This is a genomic window from Yeosuana aromativorans (assembly GCF_014646655.1).
GTDB lineage: Bacteria > Bacteroidota > Bacteroidia > Flavobacteriales > Flavobacteriaceae > Yeosuana > Yeosuana aromativorans.
Genome location: NZ_BMNR01000003.1, coordinates 103,690 through 126,946, shown reverse-complemented (window position 1 = coordinate 126,946; position 23,257 = coordinate 103,690). Strand labels below are relative to the sequence as shown.

The following is a 23,257-nucleotide window of genomic DNA, read 5'->3' as shown; positions in this document are numbered from 1 at the left end:
CGGGCTTTCGGTACTCGCTTCCGCTTAGGCGGAGAGCTCAAACAAAACCTTAATCCCTAACACAAAAACAATAGTATGATAACAGGACAAAATTATATCGGAAACAAACTATCAGCAACAGGAACAAAAACCTATAAAACCTTCAATCCGCAATTGAATATTGAGAATGAAACGGCTTTTGTAGAGGCAACTCCACAAGAAATTGATGAAGCGGTACAGTTAGCTTCAGAAGCTTTTAAAGTATTCAGAAGTTTTTCAGGAGCCAAAAAAGCAGCATTTTTAAACACCATAGCCGATGAGATTTTAGCTCTTGATGATGAACTGATTCAAACCTATTGCATGGAATCTGGTTTGCCAGAAGGCAGGGCCAAAGGGGAACGCGGACGAACCATTGGGCAATTACGCATGTTTGCCAATTTGGTTGCTGATGGCTCATGGGTTGAAGCATCAATAGATACGGCTATTCCAGATAGAGAACCAGCACCAAAACCAGATTTAAGAAAAATGCTCATTCCTCTTGGTCCCATTGTGGTTTTTGGAGCCAGTAACTTTCCATTGGCCTATTCAACGGCTGGTGGCGATACCGCTGCAGCATTGGCCGCAGGTTGTCCAGTAATTGTAAAATCACACCCTATGCATTCCGGCACGGGTGAATTGGTGGCTTCGGCAGTGATTAAAGCAGCTGAAAAAACAGGCATGCCAAACGGCGTGTTTTCAAACTTAAATAGTAGTGGTATTGAAGTGGGAACGCAATTGGTCAAGCACCCGGAAGTAAAAGGTGTTGGCTTTACGGGAAGCATTAACGGTGGACGTGCCTTGTATGATTTAGCCGCTCAACGTGATGAGCCTATTCCTGTATTTGCTGAAATGGGAAGTGTCAATCCAGTCGTCATGTTACCAAATGCCTTAAAAAATAGAGGAGAAGATTTGGCAAAAACCTATGCACATTCCATCACTTTGGGAACAGGCCAGTTTTGCACCAATCCCGGATTGTTATTGGCCATAAAAAGTGATGAATTAACACAATTTATTTCGGCTTTAGCCAACCAAATTGTTAAGATAGAGCCATCGTGTATGTTGCATCCTAATATCATTGGAGCCTATGAAAACAAGAAAGCCAAAATGATTTCCCAAGGCGGTCTGCGTGTGGTGTCAGATTTTGAAAGTGATGTGCAAACCAATTATGCCAGACAAGCGATAACCACGGTTGAAGGCCATACTTTTTTAGAAAATACTGCATTGCACCAAGAAGTTTTTGGGCCGTTTTCTATGGTGGTTCAATGTGAAAACATAAAGCAGTTAGAAGCTATCATTTCAAAATTGGAAGGTCAATTAACAGGAACATTAATTGCTGATGATGACGAAGCTTCAAAACACCCTAGTTTAATTTCAGCATTACAGAATAGGGTAGGACGTTTAATATTTAATGGCGTTCCAACAGGTGTTGAGGTCTGTCCGTCCATGACACATGGCGGTCCGTATCCGGCATCTACCGATAGTCGTTTTACTGCCGTTGGAATTAATTCCATAAAACGTTGGGTACGTCCGTTTAGTTATCAGGATTGGCCAAATGATTTGTTGCCTAACGAATTGAAAAATGAAAACCCATTAGGGATTTCAAGACTTGTAAATAATAACATGACTAAAGATATAATCAGTTAATGGCTAGAAATACCTTTGTCTGTATTGATGCCCATACCTGTGGCAATCCTGTAAGGGTCATCAAAGAAGGTGTTCCTGCACTGTTGGGAAACACCATGGATGAAAAGCGTCAGTTTTTTTTAAAGGAATATGACTGGATTCGAAAAGGCCTCATGTTTGAGCCTCGTGGCCATGATATGATGAGTGGTAGTATGCTGTTTCCGCCACATAATCCAGAAAATGATTTTGCTATTTTATTCATAGAAACATCAGGTTGTTTGCCCATGTGTGGGCATGGTACCATTGGCACGATTACGGTTGCTATTGAAGAAGGCTTAATAATACCCAAAACGCCCGGGAAAATAAAAATGGAAGCGCCTGCGGGATTGGTAAATATTGAATATCAACAGACAGGAGGAAAAGTAGATTGGGTTAAATTAACCAACGTTAAAAGTTATTTAGCTGCTGAAGGATTAACAATTGATTGTCCAGAACTGGGAGAGATTGTGTTTGATGTGGCTTATGGAGGAAATTATTATGCCATTGTGGACCCTCAAAAAAACTTTTCGGGCGTGCAGGATTTTTCAGCCTCGCAAATCATCCAATTTTCACAAGTGGTTCGCCAACGAATCAATGAAACCTATCCAAACATGTTTGTGCATCCCGAAAACGAAACCATTAGAAATGTGTCTCACATGCTTTGGACAGGAACACCCATAGACCCAACATCCTCAGGAAGAAACGCCGTGTTTTATGGAGACAAGGCCATTGATAGAAGTCCGTGTGGAACAGGGACATCAGCACGATTGGCTCAGTTATATGCAAAAGGGAAATTGAAAATAGGTGAGGAATTCATTCACGAAAGTTTTATAGGTAGCAAATTTATTGGATGTGTTGAGGAAGCAACTACTTTAGATGGTAAATTGGCAATTATTCCAAGTATAAAAGGTTGGGCAAAAATTTATGGGCATAACACCATTACCATTGATGATGTTGATGATCCCTATGCGCACGGTTTTCAAGTAATTTAATATGAGTAAAAACATTATAATAATTGGGGGCGGCATTATAGGATTGTGTTCTGCCTATTATCTTCAAAAGGAAGGACATCAAGTGACTATTGTTGATCAATCCAATATGGATGCTGGCGCTTCATATGTAAATGCTGGGTATATTTCCCCAAGTCATATCATTCCATTATCGGCACCAGGTGTTATGAAACAGGGATTAAAATGGATGTTTAATTCCTCCAGTCCGTTATACATCAAACCGCGTTTGGATATTGATTTTTTAAAATGGACTTGGGCTTTCAATAAATCATGCAATACTGCTCACGTTCAAAAAGCAATTCCAACCATTAAGGATATTACGTTGTTAAGTCAAAAGCTGTATGAAGATATCAATCAAGCAGAAGGATTTCATTCCCATTATGAAAAGAAAGGCTTGTTAATGCTCTGTCAAACGGAGAAAGTGTTGGAACATGAAGTTAAAACAGCCCATTTGGCTAAGCGAGAAGGATTGGATGTTGTAGAACTAAATGCAAATGAGTTAAAAGAGGTAGAGCCAAACGTACAGCTAAATGCCATTGGAGCAGTCTATTTTAAATGTGATTCCCATTCAACACCTAATGAGTTTATGGAAGCTATGAAAGCTTATTTGAAACAAGTTGGTGTAGTCTTTTATTCAAATGAAACGGTTGAAGACTTGGAATTCAAAAATGGAGCCATTACAGCAATAAAAACCAATAAACAAACACTAAAAGCAGATGAGTTTGTCTTGGCGGCCGGTTCTTGGACCTCATTATTAAGCAAGAAAATAGGATTGAAATTATTGCTTCAGGCCGGGAAGGGCTACCGTATTAATTCCAATCAAAACACCAATATTACTGTGCCAGCTATTTTAACCGAAGCAAAGGTAGCCGTAACGCCCATGCACGGATTTACGCGGTTTGCCGGCACCATGGAAATAGCGGGGATTAACCACACCATTAGAAAAGAACGGGTTGAAGCCATTGCAAATGCTGTAACACGATATTATCCAGATGTTGTATTAAGCTCAGAAGAGAAAAGTCAGGCCACTTGTGGCCTACGGCCATTGTCCCCAGATGGATTGCCATACATTGGGAAATCGTTAAAGTGCAATAATTTAACCATTGCGACAGGACATGCCATGATGGGTTGGAGTATGGGGCCTGCGACCGGAAAGTTGGTTTCAGAAATCATTTCCAATAAAAAAACTTCAATATCGCTGGATATGTTTCATCCCGATAGGATATTTTAAATTCTACCAAGAATCTTATCCATTATCCAAGCAGTATGTAAAGCTGTTTCGCCAGTTGAGGGATGTTGTTTTGTACCGTCTAAATGTTTTTTCATGTTCTCAACATGGTACAATTGAATATTTTCAGGATGTTCAATGGTTAAACTTATGGTTTCTTTTGGTGTGATCAGTTGAATGGGATTTTCATCAAAAACAGAAAATATGATAGATCCTTTACTGCCAATGATTTCAACTTGGTCTTCTCGTTTCCAAGCACCAAAATTCCAAAATGCAGAACCCGTGACGCCATTTTTATGAATCCAGGAAGCCGACAAAGCATCTTTTGCAGAGTATAAGTGTTGTTGATTGGTGCTTTGCCCAGAAACCGATTCAACTTCACCTAAGATATAATGAAAGTAGTCTAAACCATGTGATGCCAAATCATCAAAATAACCTCCTAAAGCAATGTCTTTATCAGTTCGCCAATTATAGTTTCCAGATAAATCAATCGCATTGGCAGGTTTGCTTAATGCCCAATGAATGTGCCTGATATCACCTATTTCTTTTAGGTCTATCCACTTTTTAACTTGCTCAAACCGAGGCAGACTCCTTCTGTAATACGCTATAAAGAGCGGAATGTTTTTTTTCTTGAAAGCAGAAAGCATGGTTTGGCATTCTTCAAAAGTTACGGCCATGGGTTTTTCCACACAACAAATTTTACCGGCCTCGGCAACCTGTAGAGCATATTCCAAATGATTATTAGGCGGTGTGGCTATATATATGGCGTCTATTTCTGGGTTGTTGATTACTTCTTCTGCATTATCAGAATAGATTTCAACACCATGTCGTTTTGCAAAGTCTTTAGCTTTGTCAAAATCTCTTCGCATGACAGCTTTTAAGTGGAAGCCATCTGTTTTTTGATAGGCTGGGCCACTTTTTTTCTCACAAACGTCTCCAACCCCAATGATTCCCCAGTTTATTATTTTACTCATACTGATTTTTTAGCAAGACGTGTCCACAATGATTTTCCATTCACCATCTATTTTTTTGAAAACCAACATGAAAACACCATCGGCATTTCCAACATTTCGCTTTAAATGGTATTCGCCCAAAACATAATAAGCATTTTCCGCAATTTTAGTGACCGCATTGATTTTAAAACTCAGCGTTCCTGTATGGTCTTCACTAGGATAGGCTTTTTTATAACGCTCCAACGTGTTTTCCCAACCGTAGGTTACACCATTGCTTCCATAAAACTTTAAGGAGTCACTTTTCCAGTAACCCTCCATAAACTCCTCAATATTATCTTTTGACCAAGCTAATCTTTGGGCTTTTAGAACGGCTTTGATTTCTTTAACATCTTGTTTTTCTGAAGATTGTGAAAAACTTACCTGTGCCAGTAACAAGGTGCACATAATTAAAATATATTTTTTCATGGATTTTAAATGATTATTTGTCAGAGGTTGAAACTAAACTTATAGGGTAAAAATATAAAAACTTGTTTTAAAAATGGTCAATCATCGATTAATTTGACATCTAATTTTTTTTTATCCAAAGATAAATTCTCTTTGTCGAAAATTGGAACCGCTATATGGTTTTTGTTTTATATTTATATGGTAATCAATTGATTAATAGCCCTAAATGTATTGTTGAATATAATTACTATGTTATTATGAACTTAAAAATCACCCAAAGCAGCACCTTTTTTAAAATCAAAGGAATTCTTGACAGAAGTAGCATGGATGTGTTTAATAGAGAATTTAAACATATTTTTGAACGCGTAAATACCTTAACTATCAGTATAGAAGAAGTTGAGTGGATGGACCGAGATGGTGTAAATGCTATGGCTGCATTGCATAATGAAGCTATTTTGAAAAACAAAAAGCTATCTATTATTGGATTAGGATGCAAAGACCTTTACGAGCATTTTAAGTATCAAACAGCATCTTAATATTTTTAGAGCGCATTTTTTTGACGTTTATAGAAAGCATCCGTTTGAAGTTGCATGATTTCTATGGCTTTTTTTCGCTTGTAGGCATATAATTCTTCTTCGTTTTCAATGTCACTATAAATACGGTCATTAAGTGCATAATCTGTTTTTAGAAGAGCTTCCCGTTGGTTTTTATTTTGAAGTACACTGGTTTTCACGGCCGTTTCTTGATCTTCAAGTTTAAAGTCGTAAGATCCTTTGGGCGATAATAATTTGGCCAGAATAGGCGCTGTTTCTATTGCCAAAAACAATAAGAATATAAAAAATGATGGTAGCCAAGGTAGTTTTCCAAGCGCATTGACACGTGCCATCAAACCGTCAAAATTATTAATGATGGGTTGGGTGGTTACCACTTGAGTTTCAAAATCACCTTTAAGAGCCGCTATTTGATTTTCTGCAGCTTCTATTTTGGCTTTGTTTTCAGCTTTTAGTTGTTGCAATTCGGCCAGGGCAGCATCATGTTTCTCGCGTTTTTCTTTATAAACGGGTCCTTTACCTAAGAGTTTGGTACCGGCTGTGCCTTCGGCTTCAGAGATATAGGTGTTGTATAACGCATTTACTTCACTCTCTTTGGTAGAGATTTCGTCTTGCAACGATTTTATGTCTTTGTTTAAGCTTTCAATGGATGGATTGAATTGTTCGGCAATTTGGTTTTTATTGGCCAGTGTCAGTTCGTTTTTTTGTTCTAACAGCACTTGATTGATTTCTTTTTCAAAAATTTTCAGTTCCAATGGTTTTGAAATGACCACGGCAATGATGATTGCCAGTAAAATTCTGGGTGAGGCCTGAATGAGTTCATCCATGACATTCCCTGTTTTTTTAATAGTGGAAACAATATATCGGTCCAAATTAAAAATGAGCAAACCCCAAATTAACCCAAAAAAAATAGCAGTATATAAATTGTCAAAAACAGTGTAAAGGGCATAACTGGCAGCAATAAAAGCCATAATGGCCGTAAAAAAAACGGTGGCGCCAATACCGACATATTTATTTTGTTCGCCAACAGAACAGGTCTCTAAAATAGCAGTATCTGAACCTGAGCAGATAATGAAGAATTGCTTTAACATAACGTGATTGATTTTGATTGATTGACTATTAGAACGTTATAGTTTGATATTTGTTACATGAATTGATAAAAAAATAGCCAAGCTAAACCTGGCTGTTTTTTTTAAAACTATATTTTTCTAATCCTTTTTAAGGATGATTTTATTCTGGTTTGATCTCGATTGGTTCAGAGGATATGTGCACAACAAAATCTGTTTCATCACTATGCTTTGTAAGAATATTTAGACTGTTATTGGATTCCAAAAGCTCAATGGCCCTTTTAGAGTCGATAGGTTTTTCATTATAAAAGAATTTTGCGCCTTTATCAGCCATTTCCTTTACATGCTCAAGAGGTGATTTTGGACGAGGTGGAGGTAGAGGAGAAGGAACTTTTTCATCACTAAATGATATCGGGGCTGGTGGTGGGGGTGGCGGAAGATCAATAACATCATCTTGCGCCACTTTGGGAGATGTTGGAGCTAGAGGCGGAGGTGGAGGTGGAAACACAGGAAAGGGTTCAGCATTTTTCCGTTGGGCAAGAGACATCTTGTTATAAAGATAGTTTATGCGCTCTTTTTCTTCTTTTTTCACAATGAACTCACCACTTTCTGACATTAAATTGTACTTTTTTGCAAGTTGGTTATATTCAGTAATTTCTTTAGCAGTGGCTTTTTGTTGATTAGTTACAATTTGTTTATTGCTAAAACTAAAGGTTAAAACAGCTAATAAGGGTAATAGAATAAAACTTCTAATCCATAAGCTCTGTTTTGATGATTGTGTTTTCATAATTGTAAATCGTTTTTTGATTGATGAATAATTAATGGCATTTGCCAATTGAGGTTCAGGGGCATTTGATGAGAATGCCAATAAAATTTGTTGATATTTGGAAGGTTTAACACCCTTGTTTAAAACGGATTGGTCTGCTAAAAATTCATGGTTTAATTTAATGCTACGCTTTATTAAATAGATGAACGGATTAAACCAAAAGAGTATTTGGAATATTTCAATAAACACCACATCTATACTATGTTTCTGTTTTGCATGGGTTTCTTCATGTAGCAACACTTCTTTAGGTATTTGATGCGATTCAAATTTCTGTTTATTTAAAAAAATGTAACTGAAAAATGTATGAGGAATTACTAAATCTTGTAACAGAACATTTATGAGGCTTTCATTTTTAAATTTAGGATTCCGTTTAATTTTAATAATTAGCTCCAATAAGTTTTTTAAAAACTTAAAACCAAAAAGAAAAACACCCAAACCATAAATACTCCATAAAATAATAGGTAAGTAACTTGCCAATGTTGTTTTTGTTGTTGCATTTTGAGATATTTCAGTAGAAAATAAAGGTGAATCTTGAGTGATAATCTCTCTATATTCTGTAAATGTTATTAAAGGAATGGTAAATGCTAGGACTAAAGATGCCAATAAATAAAGCCGCTTAAAGTTGTGAAAACTTTCTTTTTCCAACAATAATTTATAGAAACTGTAAAATACAGCTAAGCACACGCCAGACTTTAATATATAGAATTCCATGTCTATTTGCTTTTAAGTTGGTTGTCTATAAGCGTTTTTAGGTCTTCCAATTCTTCTTTTGTAAGATTGGTTTCTTTGGTAAAAAAAGAAGCAAACTGAGAAGCGCTATCATTAAAAAAGTTTTTTATAAGACCGTTTACATGCTTGGAGAAATAATCTTTCTTTTTAACAAGCGGATAATATTCCCTAGAATTTCCGTATAAATTATAAGCCACAAAACCTTTATCGGTCATTCTTTTTAAAAGCGTTGCTACAGTTGTTGTAGCTGGTTTGGGTTCTGGATAGGCATCCAGTAAATCTTTCATAAAAGCTTTTTCAAGTTTCCATAAATAGTTCATTAAATCTTCCTCGGTTTTTGACAGTTGCATTTTCTACATTATTAGAATTAACTCTACAAACATAGAACAATTATTTTAATTCTACAAATGTAGAGTAAAAAAACTTATGCTTTTCTAGATCGAATGCTTTCAATAATAACGGTTGCCAAAATCAAAGAGCCGCCAAAAAACGTATTCCAAGTTGGGATTTCATTGAGAAAAAAGAAGGCCATAATAATGCCCAAGATGGGCTGTATGCTGTTGATGATACTTGCCGTACTCACTGAGAAATACTTTAAGCTGTGTATGAATATGGAATGGCCGATAGCTGTTGTTAACAGGGCTAACAGAATAACATAAGGATATTGTGTGGTGATATTACTAATATCCATAACAAACATAAACGGAAGTAAAACAATGGTCAGTATTGAAATTTGATACATCATAAGTGAGGTTCCACTATATTGACCAACATGTTGTTTTAATATCAGATTGCGCAATGAGTAACAAACAGCAGAAAACACACCTACCAACACACCTTTTAATTGTGTGTTTTCAAAGTTGAATTCTGGTGCCAGAATATAGATGCCTATTAAGACAATAAGTCCTAAAATAATATGGATAGGGTTTAATTTTGTTTTTATAAACAAAGGCTCCAACAAAGCCGTGATCACAGGAAATGTAAAGAGCGACAACATCCCCAAAGCCACATTGGAGAGCTTTAATGCGTAGAAATAGGTAATCCAATGGACTCCTAAAAATAGGGAGCTTAAAAAGATTGTTGAAAAATCCTTTCTTGAATTTATGGTGATGTTGAATTTTTTTAATCTGCAAAACAGATATAAAAACAAGGCCCCCAAGGCACAGCGGCACCAAATAATGACTGGTGTTGGCAAATCAATAAATTTACCCAAAACACCTGAAGTGCTTATAAAAAGGGTTCCTATTAAAAGTTCAATAAGATGGCTGGTATGTTGGTTTTTCATGTGTTTATTTTTATTGTTTTTCAATGGGCACATGGAACATCCATAATAATCATCCCAAAGTGTGTCTAAAAACCGGTCATGGATGTTTCATCTATATACTTATCTGTGTTAGCGATTGCAGCAAACTACCGTGAAGTGCGGAAAGCGCGACCCCGCTTTAGCGGGGAACACCCCAAAAAATCACTTAGAAAGCTCGGTAAAATATTTATAAAAATAGGGGATTGTTTCGATGCCTTTTAAATAATTGAACACCCCAAAGTGCTCATTGGGTGAGTGGATGGCATCGCTATCCAAGCCAAATCCCATCAAGATAGTTTTGCTTTTTAATTCCTCTTCAAACAAGGCTACTATTGGAATGCTGCCACCACTACGTTGTGGGATTGGTTTTTTTCCAAAGGTTTGTTGATAGGCTTTTGATGCGGCTTGGTAGCCAATATTATCGATGGGCGTTACATAGCCCTGGCCACCGTGGTGTGGTGTGACTTTTACTGTTACGGCTACAGGAGCAATGCTTGTAAAGTGTTTTGTGAAGAGTTCTGTGATTTCTTCCCAATCTTGGTGTGGTACCAAACGCATGGAAATTTTTGCAAAGGCTTTACTGGCAATGACCGTTTTGGCACCTTCACCAGTGTAACCGCCCCATATGCCGTTAACGTCCAGTGTTGGCCTGATTGAATTACGCTCATTGGTTGTATACCCCAGTTCACCATAAACATCGTTGATTTGAAGCGCTTTTTTATAAGCATCCAATGAAAAAGGCGCTTTGGCCATTTCAGTGCGTTCTTCTTTTGAAAGCTCCTCTACTTTATCGTAAAATCCTGGTATGGTAATGTGATTGTTCTCATCATGGAGCGAGGCAATCATTTTGGTTAAAATATTGATTGGATTGGCCACGGCCCCACCATAAAGTCCTGAATGTAAATCCCTGTTGGGTCCGGTTACTTCTACTTCCACGTAGCTTAATCCACGCAATCCTGTGGTTATAGATGGTACATCATTGGCAATCATGCCCGTGTCGGAAATCAAGATGACATCATTTTTAAGCTTGTCCCGATTGTTTTTAACAAAGGTGCCCAGATTTTTGCTGCCCACTTCCTCTTCACCTTCAATCATGAACTTAACATTACAAGGCAATTGATTGGTTGTAACCATAAATTCCAATGCTTTAACATGCATGTACATTTGTCCTTTGTCATCGCAGGCACCACGTGCAAAAATAGCACCTTCAGGGTGTAAGTCTGTTTTTTTTATGATGGGTTCAAAAGGTGGCGAGGTCCATAATTCAATAGGATCGGCTGGTTGTACATCATAATGGCCATACACTAAGACAGTAGGTAATTTTGGGTTAATTGTTTTTTCACCATAAACAATGGGGTTACCATCGGTTTTACAGATTTCAACAACATCGCAACCTGCTTTTTCAAGACTATGCTTAACGGCTTCAGCGGTTTTTAACACATCATTTTTATAGGCAGAGTCTGCACTTATTGATGGTATTTTAAGAAGTTCAATAAGTTCGTTTAAAAATCGTTTTTTATGGTCTTGAATATAGGATTGAATGTTTTTCATTATTTTTTTGGATTTAAGCCAAAAGTAATAAAATTGAAGCTTTTTAAGGGCGTATATGTTTGCAATTTAAAAATCTTGATTATATTTGCAATCCTTTTGCGGGCGTGGTGGAATTGGTAGACACGCTAGACTTAGGATCTAGTGCCGCGAGGTGTGGGAGTTCGAGTCTCCCCGCCCGCACTGAAAAGGAAAAGCTTCTCAAGACATTGAGAAGCTTTTTTTGTTTAATATATTTAATAACCTTGACAGGTTTCAAAAAAACATCTAAAATTTAAAACTTGATTAATTTAGAAGACGTTTCTTCTAATTGGTTGTTTTTGGCTTTAATGATATATATTCCTTTGCTTAAAGTTGAAATATTAAAAAGATGTTCTTTGCCAAATTCACCTTTAAATGATTTAATGAGTTTCCCGGTCAAATCATAAATCTGTAAACTATTTATAGTTTTATTGATTTTAAAACTATTTGTTACTGGATTAGGATAGATTTTAATGGAATTGCTCATTAAACGTTCTTTAACATCTAAGCTTTGGCTTTGGGAGTATAATCTATATTCACCTGGTTGAAGACTTAATGAGGCCGTTGGGTTTGTCACATTTATTGAAGTTTGGGTAAAGGCCTCATACCAAGTTCCAGTTGCTGGGAAATTGGGATTTACTGATTGTGTGGTCACATCAAAATTGGCCACAATGACAACATCCATGTTGCCTGCGTTATCGTATAAATTAATACGTTTTACTAGTCCTCCAACATTTAAACTATAATTGTCTGTATTAAAAGTTGACGGAAATTGTTTTTTTAGTGATATCATTTTAGCCGTTACGTTGTACAAATCCTGTCTATCAGGATCAGAATCATAACCCAAGGTCCACGCTACAGGTTTTCTATCAGTTCTACAGCTTCCATCATTAATATTGGCGGCACAGTTAATGCTTTTATCATAACCAAGTTCGCCGAATTGCCAAAGCATTTTTGGGCCTGGGATTCCATAAAATATAGCACTTGCGGCCTCTTGCCTGTTTAAAGCGGTACTTAAATCTTTAACGTTATAGCTTCCGCTTGAATTTCCATAAGCTAGATTTTTAACCATCAAGCGTTCTTCATCATGGCTTTCCATATAGCCGACAACATGTGGACTGTTCCAGCCTCTACTTTGATAAGATAACCATGATACATCACTGCCCGTAGAATATCCCATGGTATTTTGATTAAAATTATAGTTGAGATTTCCCCAAAGCATAAATCCATAATTGGACAAAACGGTCTCTTCGGAATTGTCCGCAAAATGTTCTAAGATAAGATACTCGTTTGATGAGACATTGGTCCAAATATAATTTCCGTAATCTTCAAGAATAGCAATTCTTGATGCATCATAATTTCCCCATGCAGTAACATTACTTGGATTGTTGGTCTGTGTAAATCCTTTAGATAAATCGAACCTAAAACCGTCTACTTTAAATTCATCAACCCAATATTTTAGGGTTTGTTTTACATAGGTTTTGGTATAAGAACTTTCATGATTAAAATCGTATCCCACATTATAAGGATGTTTGGCAACTGGGTTTAACCATGGGTTATCTGATGCAGGTCTATTGTTGACTGCATCCCAATACATCTGCACCAAAGGACTTTGCCCAAAAGCATGGTTATATACCACATCCAGAATAACAGCAATTCCTCTTTGGTGGCATGCATCAACAAATTCCTTCAAATCATTTGGAGTACCATAAGCTTTATCTAAGGCTCCATGAAAGGATGGATTATAGCCCCAACTATTGTTGCCTTCAAATTCACTAACAGGCATTAATTCAATGGCATTAACCCCTAACTGTTGCAAATAATCCAGATGGGTCATGGCATCCTGAAACGAATCTGTCTCGGTGAAATCCCTGATGAGCATTTCATAGATAACCAGATTTTCTTCGTTAGGTTTTGTATACGAAGTGGTTTGCCACGTATACGGTGTTTCATTTATTTTAAAGGTAGAAACAATACCTGTGGTTTTACCTGTTGGATAAGCCATCAGGTTTGGGTAGGTGGTAGAAGTTATATATTGGTCGTTATCAGGGTCTAGTATTTTGTGACAATACGGGTCAGCTACTGTTAAGCTATAATCAATATAGTATTGATAAGCATATTCTGTATCAGGATCTAAACCAGATACGGTGAGCCAGAATGTATCGCCATCTTTTTTCATTTGATAATTAGAATCAAGAGACCAATTGTTAAAACCACCAATTAAGAAGACATCTGTTTTATTTGGGGCTTGTAAAACAAACGTGACCGTTCCGTCTCCGTTATCATTAAATCCGTTTTCTAAACCAGTTGGTAATGTTTGATTTTGAGTGAGTGTTTTTACATAAACTGAAATATCCTGGGTTTTTGTTTCGCTATTTTGTGTGGCAATTGCCTGTAAAGCGTAACTTCCCGTAGATGTAAAGGTGTATGATTTTGAAATTGAGGTGGTGTTTGAGGCCGTTTGAACAGAAGCATTATTGACTTTCAATTCTAAATTGGCATTGATACTAGATGTTGCGCTAATGGTAATATTATCATTTAAGTTATAAACGCTTTTATCTGAAGGGTTTGTAAAGGCCACGTTTAAACCGGCGGCATAAATGGGTAGTTTAATATTTCCAGTTTGAGGTTGTCCACTGGTTGCACTGCTTCTAAAAACAAACATTAAATTAGTAACCACTTCGCCAGTTGTTATATTATAATAGTTGGTCACATTTTTTGGATCTGTTTTTAATTCATAGGTGTTCGTGCCAGTTCTGGTTAATTTAGGTTGTGTCGTGTTGTTTCCCCAAGTACCAATAACATGTTTCCAGTCGTTATCATCCACTGATGCTGTTGTCAAAACACCAGTATGGGCATACACATCTCCCGCATATCCTTCTAAAGGAGAACCTGTAGCATCAAAAGTAATTGTTACAATATCAGAAACCGTTGAGATTGCTGGTGAAATTGTTGTTGTTTGTGAGTAGGTAAATGAAACAATTAATAAAAAAAGAAATATAAAAAGTTTTTTCATAACATTACTTTTAGAAACAATCAAGGGCTACCTCATGAGATAGCCCTTGAAGAGATTTATGTTAAAATTAATTTATTGTATATGTTGGATGAGCTGGATCTGAAAAATCCAATACAAATGAATATGTACCCGCTACAGCAACAATATTGGCTCCACCAGCTTCTAAAGTGCCGTCAGCTCCATCATCTCCATAGTTAACATCCCAACTGTTATTTGCTCTAAATTTATACTCACCATCAATTAATGTAACATTGTTAAGAATCCAAATATCATCAAATGGTCTTGACCAATCTCTTGTAAACTGAGCGTCTGGAGTTGCTCCCCATTCATTATAAGCTCCCCCAACAAGCCCCCAGACATAGTCAATAGGTTCTAGAGTATATGTGTTATCGTTAAGATTAACTGTTGCAATATAAATTCCGGCAGTGACTACAATATTTGCACCACCTGGGTCAAGTGTGCCATCAGCACCATCATCACCCCAATTGGTGGCCCAAGCATTATTTAATCTAAACTTCATTTCACCATCTAATAAAGTCACAATTCCTCTGAACACATCTGAATATTGATCATACTCTAACTTAAAGTCTGGAGTTGCTCCCCATTCATTATATGCTCCTCCTACAATTCCCAAAGAAAATGGTTCAATAGTATAAGTAAGATTATTCAAATCCATAGTTATTTTATAATCACCTGCAGTTGAAATGACAATATTAGCGCCACCGCTATCTAGTGTTCCATCAGCTCCATTATCACCATAATTATTGTCCCAAGCCATGTTTTCTCTAAACTTAATTTCACCGACAGGCAAATTAACATAAGCAACTAAAACGCCATCAATGTCAGTAGTCCAGAAAGGTAAATCTGGAGATCCACCCCAACCTGTTACTTCTCCAACAACACCCCAGTTTGTAGATAAATCCAAAACAGTAAGATATGTTGTAACAGTAATAGTAACTTTATCTGAAATTCTCTCCAATACACTTCCAGAATTTTGATCTGTGATGACTGATCTAATTCTCAAATCTAAATCACCAGTAGTATCTGGTAAGATTCCGCTAGATATTGCAGCATTATTTAATTGAGAATTTGTCAATGAAAGACTATTGTCATTAGTGACTTTCCCCATATCAATAGGATTGGCAAAATCTGATCCTGCAGTTCCTCCCTCCAAGAAATAAACAACATCAACCCCCAAAGTAGATTCCAAAACTGAATCTTCCCATTGAACATTTACAGCTTCTACTTTATTATTTGCAATTGATAATGAAAAAGAATCACTATTGCCAGGATTAGTGAATATAGGTGCATTTAGTGGATAGGTTGTTACTAAATATAAAATAGTGTTACTGTAAGTGCTTCCGCCTTTTACACGAATGTAAATGGCGATATCTCTAAATGTTGTCGCTCCTGCATTTCTAATAGCTGTATTTAGGTCTTCAACGCTAATTGAAAAAGAGTTGTTGTCTACAGTACCAAGGCTCACTGGTGATGTAAAAGCATCATCAAGCGACATTTCAACATCATATGACCCACTTCCTGTAACTTCATCATTCCAAGAAATTGTGAAGGCATTATTTGCAGGTAAACTAAAGTTTAAAAACACACTGCTTATACCAGGCTCTTGTAAAGTAAAAGCAGGATCTGGTGATGTAATCTGAAAACTTTGTTCAGTATTGCAACTCACAAAAACAAGTGAGAATGCAAGCAGAAAAAAGCTTATTTTTTTAATATATTTTTTCATGTTCTTTTTTTTAAAGGATTATAAATTCAATGGAATCATGATATAACGACCATTTAAATCGTCATACCAAACATCATAATCATCTTCTACAATTACAGGAATAGAACCGCCATCAACAATTGCAACACCTGAAAAGGATGTAGTGCTTCCCATAGTAGCTGAGTCAGCTAAAAATGTAACATCTCCAGGCGTTAAATGCAAACCAGTTGCATACCATATATGTCCATCAAACGCAAGTGGTGTCATTGCGGTTGTTCCAACACTTGACCCCTGAATAGATATAGAAGCAGGACTTGTAATACCCGATGCATCAAAAGGTTGAGTTGTGTATGTTTTTGTTGAGAAGTCTATTGTAAATGTATAATACCCGTCTGTTGGGACCCCAAAACGACCAGGGTCATTACTTTGTGTGCCTGGATTTCCGGCTATACCTCCAGAAGTTTTAATATCGTCACTCCCTTCGTTATCTGTCACGCCCCATTGTGGCTGCCATAAACCTCTGGTTTCAAGAACTTTAAATCTTCCTGAATTGTAATCTCCATTTGATCCTTTAAAATATCCTGTAAAGTGAAATAAATTAGGGTTTTCACTATCTCTAAATAAAGGCGTATTGTTTGCGTTGTTGTTCCAATTATCAGGAGTAGCATTTCCAACTAGATAATAATCATTAAATACATAGTTAAAGTATGGATATACATTAAAACTAATACTGTTTGAAGGTACAGGTAATCCATTTTGCGTTCCTATGTTAGATACAACCCTAGCATAAAGTGTTGCCCATTCAAACGGATTCAAACCAGCGTTCCCCGCGGCAGCGTTTAATTCACTAACCGAAAGTGTAATGGTGTTGTTTCCGTTTACAGTAGCTGGAATTACGCTATTTGTAAATGAATCATCAGCAGATATCTCTAATGAGTAATTAACAGAAGCTTGTTGTCCATAATCTGCTTCAGTCCAGTTAAAAGTTATAGCAGGGTTGTTAGTGTTAGCTGCATCTAGCTCTATATCTGATATTGCTAATTCAGATAATGTAACTGGGCTTGTTTCAGACACCACAAACTTATCTGTAGTATCATCACATGAACTAACCAGCAAGAAAGCAAATGCTGTTAGCATTAAAATTGATATGTTTTTCAAATTTTTCATTTTGATCATTTTTTATTAATACCCTGGGTTTTGAGTTAAATTTGGGTTTGCAGCCATACTTGCTGTAGGTATAGGGTACAAGTTAAAGTAAGATGGAAGTGAAATACCATTGCTACCGTTGCCTTTCCATGCCCAGTTGTAGTTGCCACCAGTGAATTTACCAAATCGTATCAAATCTTGTCTTCTATGAGCTTCCCAATACAGTTCTCTAGCTCTTTCGTCAAGAATAAAATCTAGCGTTAAATCACTTGAGGTTATTGTATTTGGGTTATGGGCTCTGGTTCTAAGTGCATTGATATAACCAACAGCAGTTGCTTGGTCACCACCACCACCTCTTAAAAAGGCTTCAGCATACATTAAATATACATCGGCTAATCTAAATAAAGGGAAATCTGTATCTACAAATGTTTGATCAACCCCAAAGCCACCAGTAGAGGTTGCATTTGAATACTTTTGAACAATATAACCTGAATCTTTATCAGAAATATCAGTAATGTCTATTGAACGGCCATCAGAGATAATTGTGTTTCTGTCATCATTAGCAAAGGCAGCTCCCCAAAGATTGGCAAATTGTTTTCTTACCCTTAAGGCGCCTCCCCAGCCACCTTGGCTCACACCAACTTCTGTTCCGTTTTGCTCAATACTGCCTACAGAACCATTGATCATAACTGTTGTTGGGCCATAGTTTTGGGTGGTTAAACCGTCTGAAATAATTGGAAAAATAATTTCATTTTTAGCATCGTTGGTATTGTTGTCAGCCATAAAATTATAGAGATAATTAGATGCTAGTGTATAACCGCTTCCAATTATTTTGTTGCAGTAAGTAATACAATCTGAATAATGATCTTCACCTATATAAACTTGAGCGTTTAAATATATTTTGGCTAAAATCATATACGCTACTGCTTTATCAGCACGGCCGTATTCATTTTGTCTGGCATCTACCAAATCAGTATCAATATCTTTTAATTCTGATTCTATAAATGAGAACAACTCGGCTCTGCCATAAACTGGAGGTTGAGAATTAAGAGGGTCATCTTCAGTAACAAAATTTGCTTTTCCAAAGATATCCATCATGTAATAGTAAGCCATGGCTCTCATCAATCGAGATTCAGCTCTGTAAGCTGGCATGTCGCTTCTAACAGATGCAGACACGTTTCTTTCGTCCAGTTTTGCATCAGTGGTCTCTCTTAAAAAGTTATTGGCCAATGCAATTGAAAGATGTGCTCTACTGAACATACCTAATAACAATGGGTTTTGAGCGGTCCAAATATTACGTTGGATTTCTCTGGTACCTGGGTCGTTTTCATAAGACCAAATCATTTGATCTGCAGAAAGCGTTTGCACATATAAAAGTACACGTCCAAATTGACTGGTACCAGCATCAATGTTTTTAAGGTTTGAGCTTCCTGCACCATCGGTTCCGGTTAATGCTAAATTCGCATATATACCAGCCAAAACTTGTTTGTAAGCGGTTTCATCTTTAAAAAGATCTTCACTTAAAACAGTTTGATCATCTTTAGGTGTAATATTTAAATCGTTTGTACAAGATGTTATTGTAGCGATAAAAAGTATTACAAAACCTAGTGTTTTATATATTTTAAATCTTGTTTTCATAGTTTATTTTTTTAAAATTTAAAATTAGCTCCAACTAAAACGTTTCTTGATCTTGGGTAAATCAAGTTGTCAATACCGTCAAAGACTTCTGGGTCCAATCCACTATAATTAGTTATAGTAAACACATTTTGAACTCCAGCCCACAAGCGTATACTTTTCAAATCTTTAGTTATGTTGTTAAAAGTATATCCAAGTGTGATATTATCCATTTTAAGGAACGAAGCGTCTTCTAAATAGATATCTGAAATAATGACATCAGATGTTCTTTGGAAATTGGTGTTTAATACTGATTTTGGTAGATTGGCCAACACAGCATTGTCTTGTATTCTCTCATATTGAGCATTGGAAGAGTTTACGTTGTTGTAAACATAATTTCCTAAGTTGGCTCTTAAATTGAATGCTAAATCAAAGTTTTTGTAATCGATGTTGGCTTGAAATCCTAAAATCACGTTGGCACCTGGACTTTCTTTTAAGTAACGGTCATCATCATTGATGATGTTGTCACCATTTAAATCCACATAAGCACCTTCTATTGGGTTTCCAGATACGTCATATAATTGTTTAAACACACTAAATGAGTTCGGTGCTTCACCTTCTCTTAATAACTGAATGTTGTTTCCGGTACCACCTGCAATACCTCCTGTTCTAACATCTTGTCCAAGAGCTAGCTTTTTGATTTTTCTATCTAAAAAGGTTGCGTTGAAGTTAAAGTTTACATTAAAATCATCTTGTTTAACAACATCGGCATTTAATGAATACTCTATACCTTGAATTTGTAACTCACCAATGTTTTGGATGATACTGTTTGAAAAGTTTGTTCCATCTGCTACTGATGCTGTAAATAACAAGTCAGTAGAATTTTTTTGGAAAAAGTTTAGTGAGCCAGACAGTCTTTCATTGAACAATCCGTAGTCAATACCAAATTCAATAGTTGCTGTTTCTTCCCATTTTAAGTTAGGGTTAATTTCTGAAGCAATTAATGAATTAATAACTTGATTGTTAAATTGGTATTGTGAGTTGGCATCGCCACCTCTGTAACGATTTAAGAAAATGTCTTTTTCGTTTACAGCTTGTTGACCTGTAATACCATAACCAGCTCTAAGCTTCAAGTTGGAAATGACTTTGGAATCTTTCAAGAAATCCTCATCACTTATGTTCCAAGCTACTGCAGCTGCAGGGAAGTCACCCCACTGATTGTCTTTGCTAAAACGAGATGTGCCGTCACGTCTGTAGGTAAGTGTCAATAAGTATTTATCTAAAAAGGTTAGGTTTGCTCTACCAAAGAAACCAATCAACACCACATTAGGGTCAGCAAATGTTGAAGGAAAACTTCCAGGATCTCTCATGTTTCCTGTGTTACTTCCACTGTTAGTGAATTGCTGATAAGAGTAACCTGCGGTCAATTCTGTTCTTACCTTATTGAATTCCTTATTGTACGTTAAATATCCATCTAATAATTTATTGGTTCTTGTTTGAAAACCTCTTGATGAATTTCCTTTTACAGGATCGTTTGTGGGAACTAAAGTTGATGTATAATTTATGGTTTTTGCTTCTGTTTCGTCATAACCTAAATTTAATACGGCTCTTAGTTCAGGTAAAAAATGGAATTTGTAATCAAAGTTTAAATTGCCATAAGTTCTGTTTGAATCACCTGTATTGTTAGTTTGAAGTAATGATGCCACTGGGTTGGTAGTACCAAGTAATAGAATGTTTCCATTTCTATGTTGATAGTAACCACCAAAAGGAGAGGCTGGATCATATATAGGCTGGGTTGGGTCGTAATGTATGGCGGCCCCAATTTGACCTGAATCTCCAAACCTGTTATCTTCATAAGATAGGTTTGCGTTTAAATTCACTTTCAAATGATTATCAAAAAACGTTGGGTTTAAAGCTAAACTCAAGTTTCTTCGTTCAAATTTTGAAGTCAATAAAGCTCCTTGTTGATTGGTAACCCCAAACGAGAACCTCGCAGGAAGGGCTTTAAAAAGCGCTCCTTGTAAAGATACATTGTGCTGATTGGAAAATGTGTTTCTAAAAATTTCATTTTGCCAATCTGTACTGGCAGCACCTAATAAACTTGTGTTCATTGTTGTGCCATTAATAGGTTGTGAATTTACAAGTTGTCTAAATTCACTTGCAGAAAACACATCTATTCTATCTGTTAGCTCTCCAAAGCTAAACTGAGCATCATAAGTGGCACTAAAAGTTGATTTCCCCTTTTTAGTAACAATGATGATTACCCCGTTTGATGCTCTTGACCCGTAAATGGCCGTTGCAGAGGCATCTTTTAAAACAGAAAACGAATCAATGTCGTTAGGGTTGATACTTGCTAAAACCCCTCTAGATCCGCTTACTCCATTATTGTCAATAGGTAATCCGTCAATTATGATAAGTGGGTCGTTGGATGCGTTAATGGAAGATCCACCACGAATTTTAATTTGAGATCCGGAACCTGGTGCTCCACTGGTAGTAATGCTTACACCAGCAATTCGACCGCTTAATAAATTTTCAGGAGTCACAATGTTACCCTTTGTAAAATCTTTCTCAGTAATGGATTCTACTGAGCCTGTTGCGTCTTTTTTGGTTGTCGATCCATAACCAATAATAACTACCTCGTTTAATTGGGCAGCATTCTCTTCAAGTGCAACATCTAATGTAAGTTGCCCAGTATACGTAATTTCGGTTGATTTGTATCCTACATAAGAAAATACTAATACATCTCCGTTTTTTACGTTGATTTGATAATTACCATCAAAATCCGTTGCCGTTCCAGTTGATGTGCCTTTAATAATGACATTCACCCCCGGAAGCGGTATTGATGTTGATTGTTCTGTTACCGTTCCTTTTAATGTTGTTTGTCCAAATATGCAAATTGGGACTAAGAATAAGAAAAACAGTAAGCTGTTTACAGTTGTTTTCATACAATACTTTTGAATTAGTGTATTAAAAATTAGTTTGTTATATTTTCACTTCTCATGTAAAAACATCGTAAACTTAATGTAAACTTTTAAGAAAATTTTATGATATCCGCAACGCAAACGTTTTCGTGTTGACAACTTTTACGAAATCCGTAACGGAAACGTTTGCGTGTTGACAACTTTCATGTTTTCCCAATAAATCCAAAGAAAAACATTAAATTAGCTAAACTAAAAATCCACCCCTAAGATGTAAGTTTAGTTACATTTTTTATAGGAACTTATGAAACGAAAAGTAACTCTAAAACAAATAGCCAAAGAACTGGATGTCTCCATTTCAACAGTTTCACGCGCCTTAAGCAATAGTAAGGAAATTGGAGAAGAAACACGGCAAAAGATTCAAGCCTTTGCCAAGTTTTACAACTACAGGCCCAATAATATTGCACTGAGTTTAAAAAACAAGAAAACCAAAACCATAGGGATTTTGATCCCGGAAATTGTCCATCATTTTTTTTCTACGGTCATTCGTGGGATTGAGATTGTAGCTAACAAAAGAGGCTATAATGTTATTATTGGGTTGTCTAATGAGTCCTTCAGTAAAGAGGTCATCAATATGGAAATGCTTGCCAATGGTAGCATTGACGGGTTTATTTTATCCATTTCCAAAGAAACATTGTTACAGCAGGATTACCACCATTTTAAGGAAACCATAAGCCAAGGTATTCCAATAGTGATGTTTGACAGGGTCATCAACGAGGTGGATTGTGATAAAGTCATAGTGGATGACTACAAAGGCTCTATCAATGCTGTAAAAAAATTGATTGCAACAGGCTGTAAAAACATAGCACTCATTACAACCATGGATTATGTGAGTGTTGGAAAGTTAAGAACGCAGGGGTATTTGAAGGCCTTGGAAGATCATCGAATAAATCCTAAAGCGAGTTTGATTTTAAAACTGGATGACAGTCTAGCGCTTGAAGAACATCTCGATATTTTAGAACGGGAAATTGAACAATTCTTTAAAAACAACGACAAAATTGATGGTATTTTTGCAGTTAATGAGCTGTATGCGGTAACGGCCATGAAAGTGGCAAGGAAACTTGATTTTAGAATTCCGGAAGATATTCAGGTCATTGGATTTACCGATGGCGTTTTGTCAAAACACGCCAGGCCAAGTTTAACAACCGTAAGCCAACATGGCCAAAAAATGGGCGAGCAGGCAGCTAACTTACTCATTGATAGGTTGGAACTTGATGATGAAGAGGACGACGTGTATGTGGATGAAAATGAAATAGATATGGATTTTAAAACGGTGGTCATTGAAACAGAATTAATAGAAAGAGAATCTACGAAATAAAAAATTATTAGGATACATAAAATTATTTTTTATCTTTGACCCAAATCAAAACTTATATTTTCACTTCTCAGAAATAAGTTTTGATAAGTAATATGCTTATCA

General features: G+C 36.4%; 17 protein-coding genes and 1 tRNA gene. 6 read left to right on the top strand and 12 right to left on the bottom strand.

Translation table 11 applies throughout. From position 1 onward, the window contains the following. Positions 1 to 75 precede the first annotated feature (75 nt). The 3 genes from IEW94_RS07425 to IEW94_RS07415 are packed head-to-tail and all read left to right on the top strand — an operon-like array spanning position 76 to position 3,921. Positions 76 to 1,662 carry an aldehyde dehydrogenase (NADP(+)) gene (locus IEW94_RS07425; protein ID WP_188651582.1) on the top strand — a complete coding sequence of 529 codons (1,587 nt, stop codon included), beginning with the start codon at positions 76 to 78 and terminating at the stop codon, positions 1,660 to 1,662. Further along, a complete protein-coding gene (locus IEW94_RS07420; RefSeq protein WP_188651580.1) occupies positions 1,662 to 2,672 on the top strand; it encodes a 4-hydroxyproline epimerase in 1,011 nt (336 codons plus the stop codon). The genes IEW94_RS07425 and IEW94_RS07420 overlap by 1 nt, the downstream gene beginning before the upstream one ends. 1 nt (position 2,673) lies before the next feature. Further along, a complete protein-coding gene (locus IEW94_RS07415; protein ID WP_188651578.1) occupies positions 2,674 to 3,921 on the top strand; it encodes an NAD(P)/FAD-dependent oxidoreductase in 1,248 nt (415 codons plus the stop codon). On the opposite strand, the gene IEW94_RS07410 is transcribed toward IEW94_RS07415, so the two are convergent. Continuing rightward, positions 3,918 to 4,892, bottom strand: a complete 975-nt coding sequence (locus IEW94_RS07410; protein ID WP_188651576.1) for a Gfo/Idh/MocA family protein — start codon at positions 4,890 to 4,892, stop codon at positions 3,918 to 3,920. The genes IEW94_RS07415 and IEW94_RS07410 overlap by 4 nt on opposite strands. Before the next feature lie 9 nt (positions 4,893 to 4,901). Continuing rightward, a complete protein-coding gene (locus IEW94_RS07405) occupies positions 4,902 to 5,336 on the bottom strand; it encodes a YybH family protein (protein ID WP_188651574.1) in 435 nt (144 codons plus the stop codon). A 236-nt stretch (positions 5,337 to 5,572) separates the two neighbouring features. On the opposite strand from IEW94_RS07405, the gene IEW94_RS07400 reads away from it, so the two are divergent. Further along, a complete protein-coding gene (locus tag IEW94_RS07400; protein ID WP_188651572.1) occupies positions 5,573 to 5,851 on the top strand; it encodes a hypothetical protein in 279 nt (92 codons plus the stop codon). Between the two features lie 5 nt (positions 5,852 to 5,856). Here IEW94_RS07400 and IEW94_RS07395 read toward each other — a convergent pair whose 3' ends face one another. The 5 genes from IEW94_RS07395 to IEW94_RS07375 all read right to left on the bottom strand — a co-directional run bounded on the left by IEW94_RS07395 (position 5,857) and on the right by IEW94_RS07375 (position 11,342). Further along, the gene (locus tag IEW94_RS07395) at positions 5,857 to 6,957 is read right to left on the bottom strand and encodes a DUF4407 domain-containing protein (protein WP_188651570.1); all 1,101 of its coding nucleotides are present in this window, start codon (positions 6,955 to 6,957) and stop codon (positions 5,857 to 5,859) included. Between the two features lie 139 nt (positions 6,958 to 7,096). Continuing rightward, complete coding sequence (locus tag IEW94_RS07390; RefSeq protein WP_188651568.1) at positions 7,097 to 8,470, bottom strand: M56 family metallopeptidase; 1,374 nt, start codon at positions 8,468 to 8,470, stop codon at positions 7,097 to 7,099. 2 nt (positions 8,471 to 8,472) lie between these two features. Then, on the bottom strand, positions 8,473 to 8,838 hold the full coding sequence (locus IEW94_RS07385) for a BlaI/MecI/CopY family transcriptional regulator (RefSeq protein WP_188651567.1): 366 nt from the start codon (positions 8,836 to 8,838) through the stop codon (positions 8,473 to 8,475). A gap of 74 nt (positions 8,839 to 8,912) precedes the next feature. Continuing rightward, complete coding sequence (locus tag IEW94_RS07380; protein WP_188651564.1) at positions 8,913 to 9,773, bottom strand: DMT family transporter; 861 nt, start codon at positions 9,771 to 9,773, stop codon at positions 8,913 to 8,915. Between the two features lie 180 nt (positions 9,774 to 9,953). Beyond that, complete coding sequence (locus tag IEW94_RS07375; protein WP_188651562.1) at positions 9,954 to 11,342, bottom strand: dipeptidase; 1,389 nt, start codon at positions 11,340 to 11,342, stop codon at positions 9,954 to 9,956. Between the two features lie 98 nt (positions 11,343 to 11,440). Between IEW94_RS07375 and IEW94_RS07370 the strand changes: the two genes are divergently transcribed. Further along, positions 11,441 to 11,522 (top strand) — tRNA-Leu (locus IEW94_RS07370). Positions 11,523 to 11,613: 91 nt separating this feature from the next. On the opposite strand, the gene IEW94_RS07365 is transcribed toward IEW94_RS07370, so the two are convergent. From IEW94_RS07365 to IEW94_RS07345, 5 genes are all read right to left on the bottom strand, one after another. Further along, positions 11,614 to 14,376, bottom strand: coding sequence for an alpha-amylase family glycosyl hydrolase (locus tag IEW94_RS07365; protein WP_188651560.1), 2,763 nt, complete (start codon positions 14,374 to 14,376; stop codon positions 11,614 to 11,616). Positions 14,377 to 14,443: 67 nt separating this feature from the next. Further along, positions 14,444 to 16,120 (bottom strand): SusE domain-containing protein, encoded by a 1,677-nt coding sequence (locus IEW94_RS07360; RefSeq protein ID WP_188651558.1) that lies wholly within the window; start codon positions 16,118 to 16,120, stop codon positions 14,444 to 14,446. 18 nt (positions 16,121 to 16,138) lie between these two features. After that, on the bottom strand, positions 16,139 to 17,266 hold the full coding sequence (locus IEW94_RS07355) for a SusE domain-containing protein (protein ID WP_188651556.1): 1,128 nt from the start codon (positions 17,264 to 17,266) through the stop codon (positions 16,139 to 16,141). Positions 17,267 to 17,281: 15 nt separating this feature from the next. Beyond that, positions 17,282 to 18,883: a RagB/SusD family nutrient uptake outer membrane protein gene (locus tag IEW94_RS07350; RefSeq protein WP_188651555.1), complete on the bottom strand. Its 1,602-nt coding sequence runs from the start codon at positions 18,881 to 18,883 to the stop codon at positions 17,282 to 17,284. Between the two features lie 11 nt (positions 18,884 to 18,894). Further along, a complete protein-coding gene (locus tag IEW94_RS07345) occupies positions 18,895 to 21,804 on the bottom strand; it encodes a SusC/RagA family TonB-linked outer membrane protein (RefSeq protein WP_188651552.1) in 2,910 nt (969 codons plus the stop codon). A 277-nt stretch (positions 21,805 to 22,081) separates the two neighbouring features. Here IEW94_RS07345 and IEW94_RS07340 point away from each other — a divergent pair, with 277 nt between their 5' ends. After that, entirely contained in the window at positions 22,082 to 23,155 is a 1,074-nt protein-coding gene (locus IEW94_RS07340; protein ID WP_188651544.1) for a LacI family DNA-binding transcriptional regulator, read from the top strand. Positions 23,156 to 23,257: the final 102 nt, after the last annotated feature.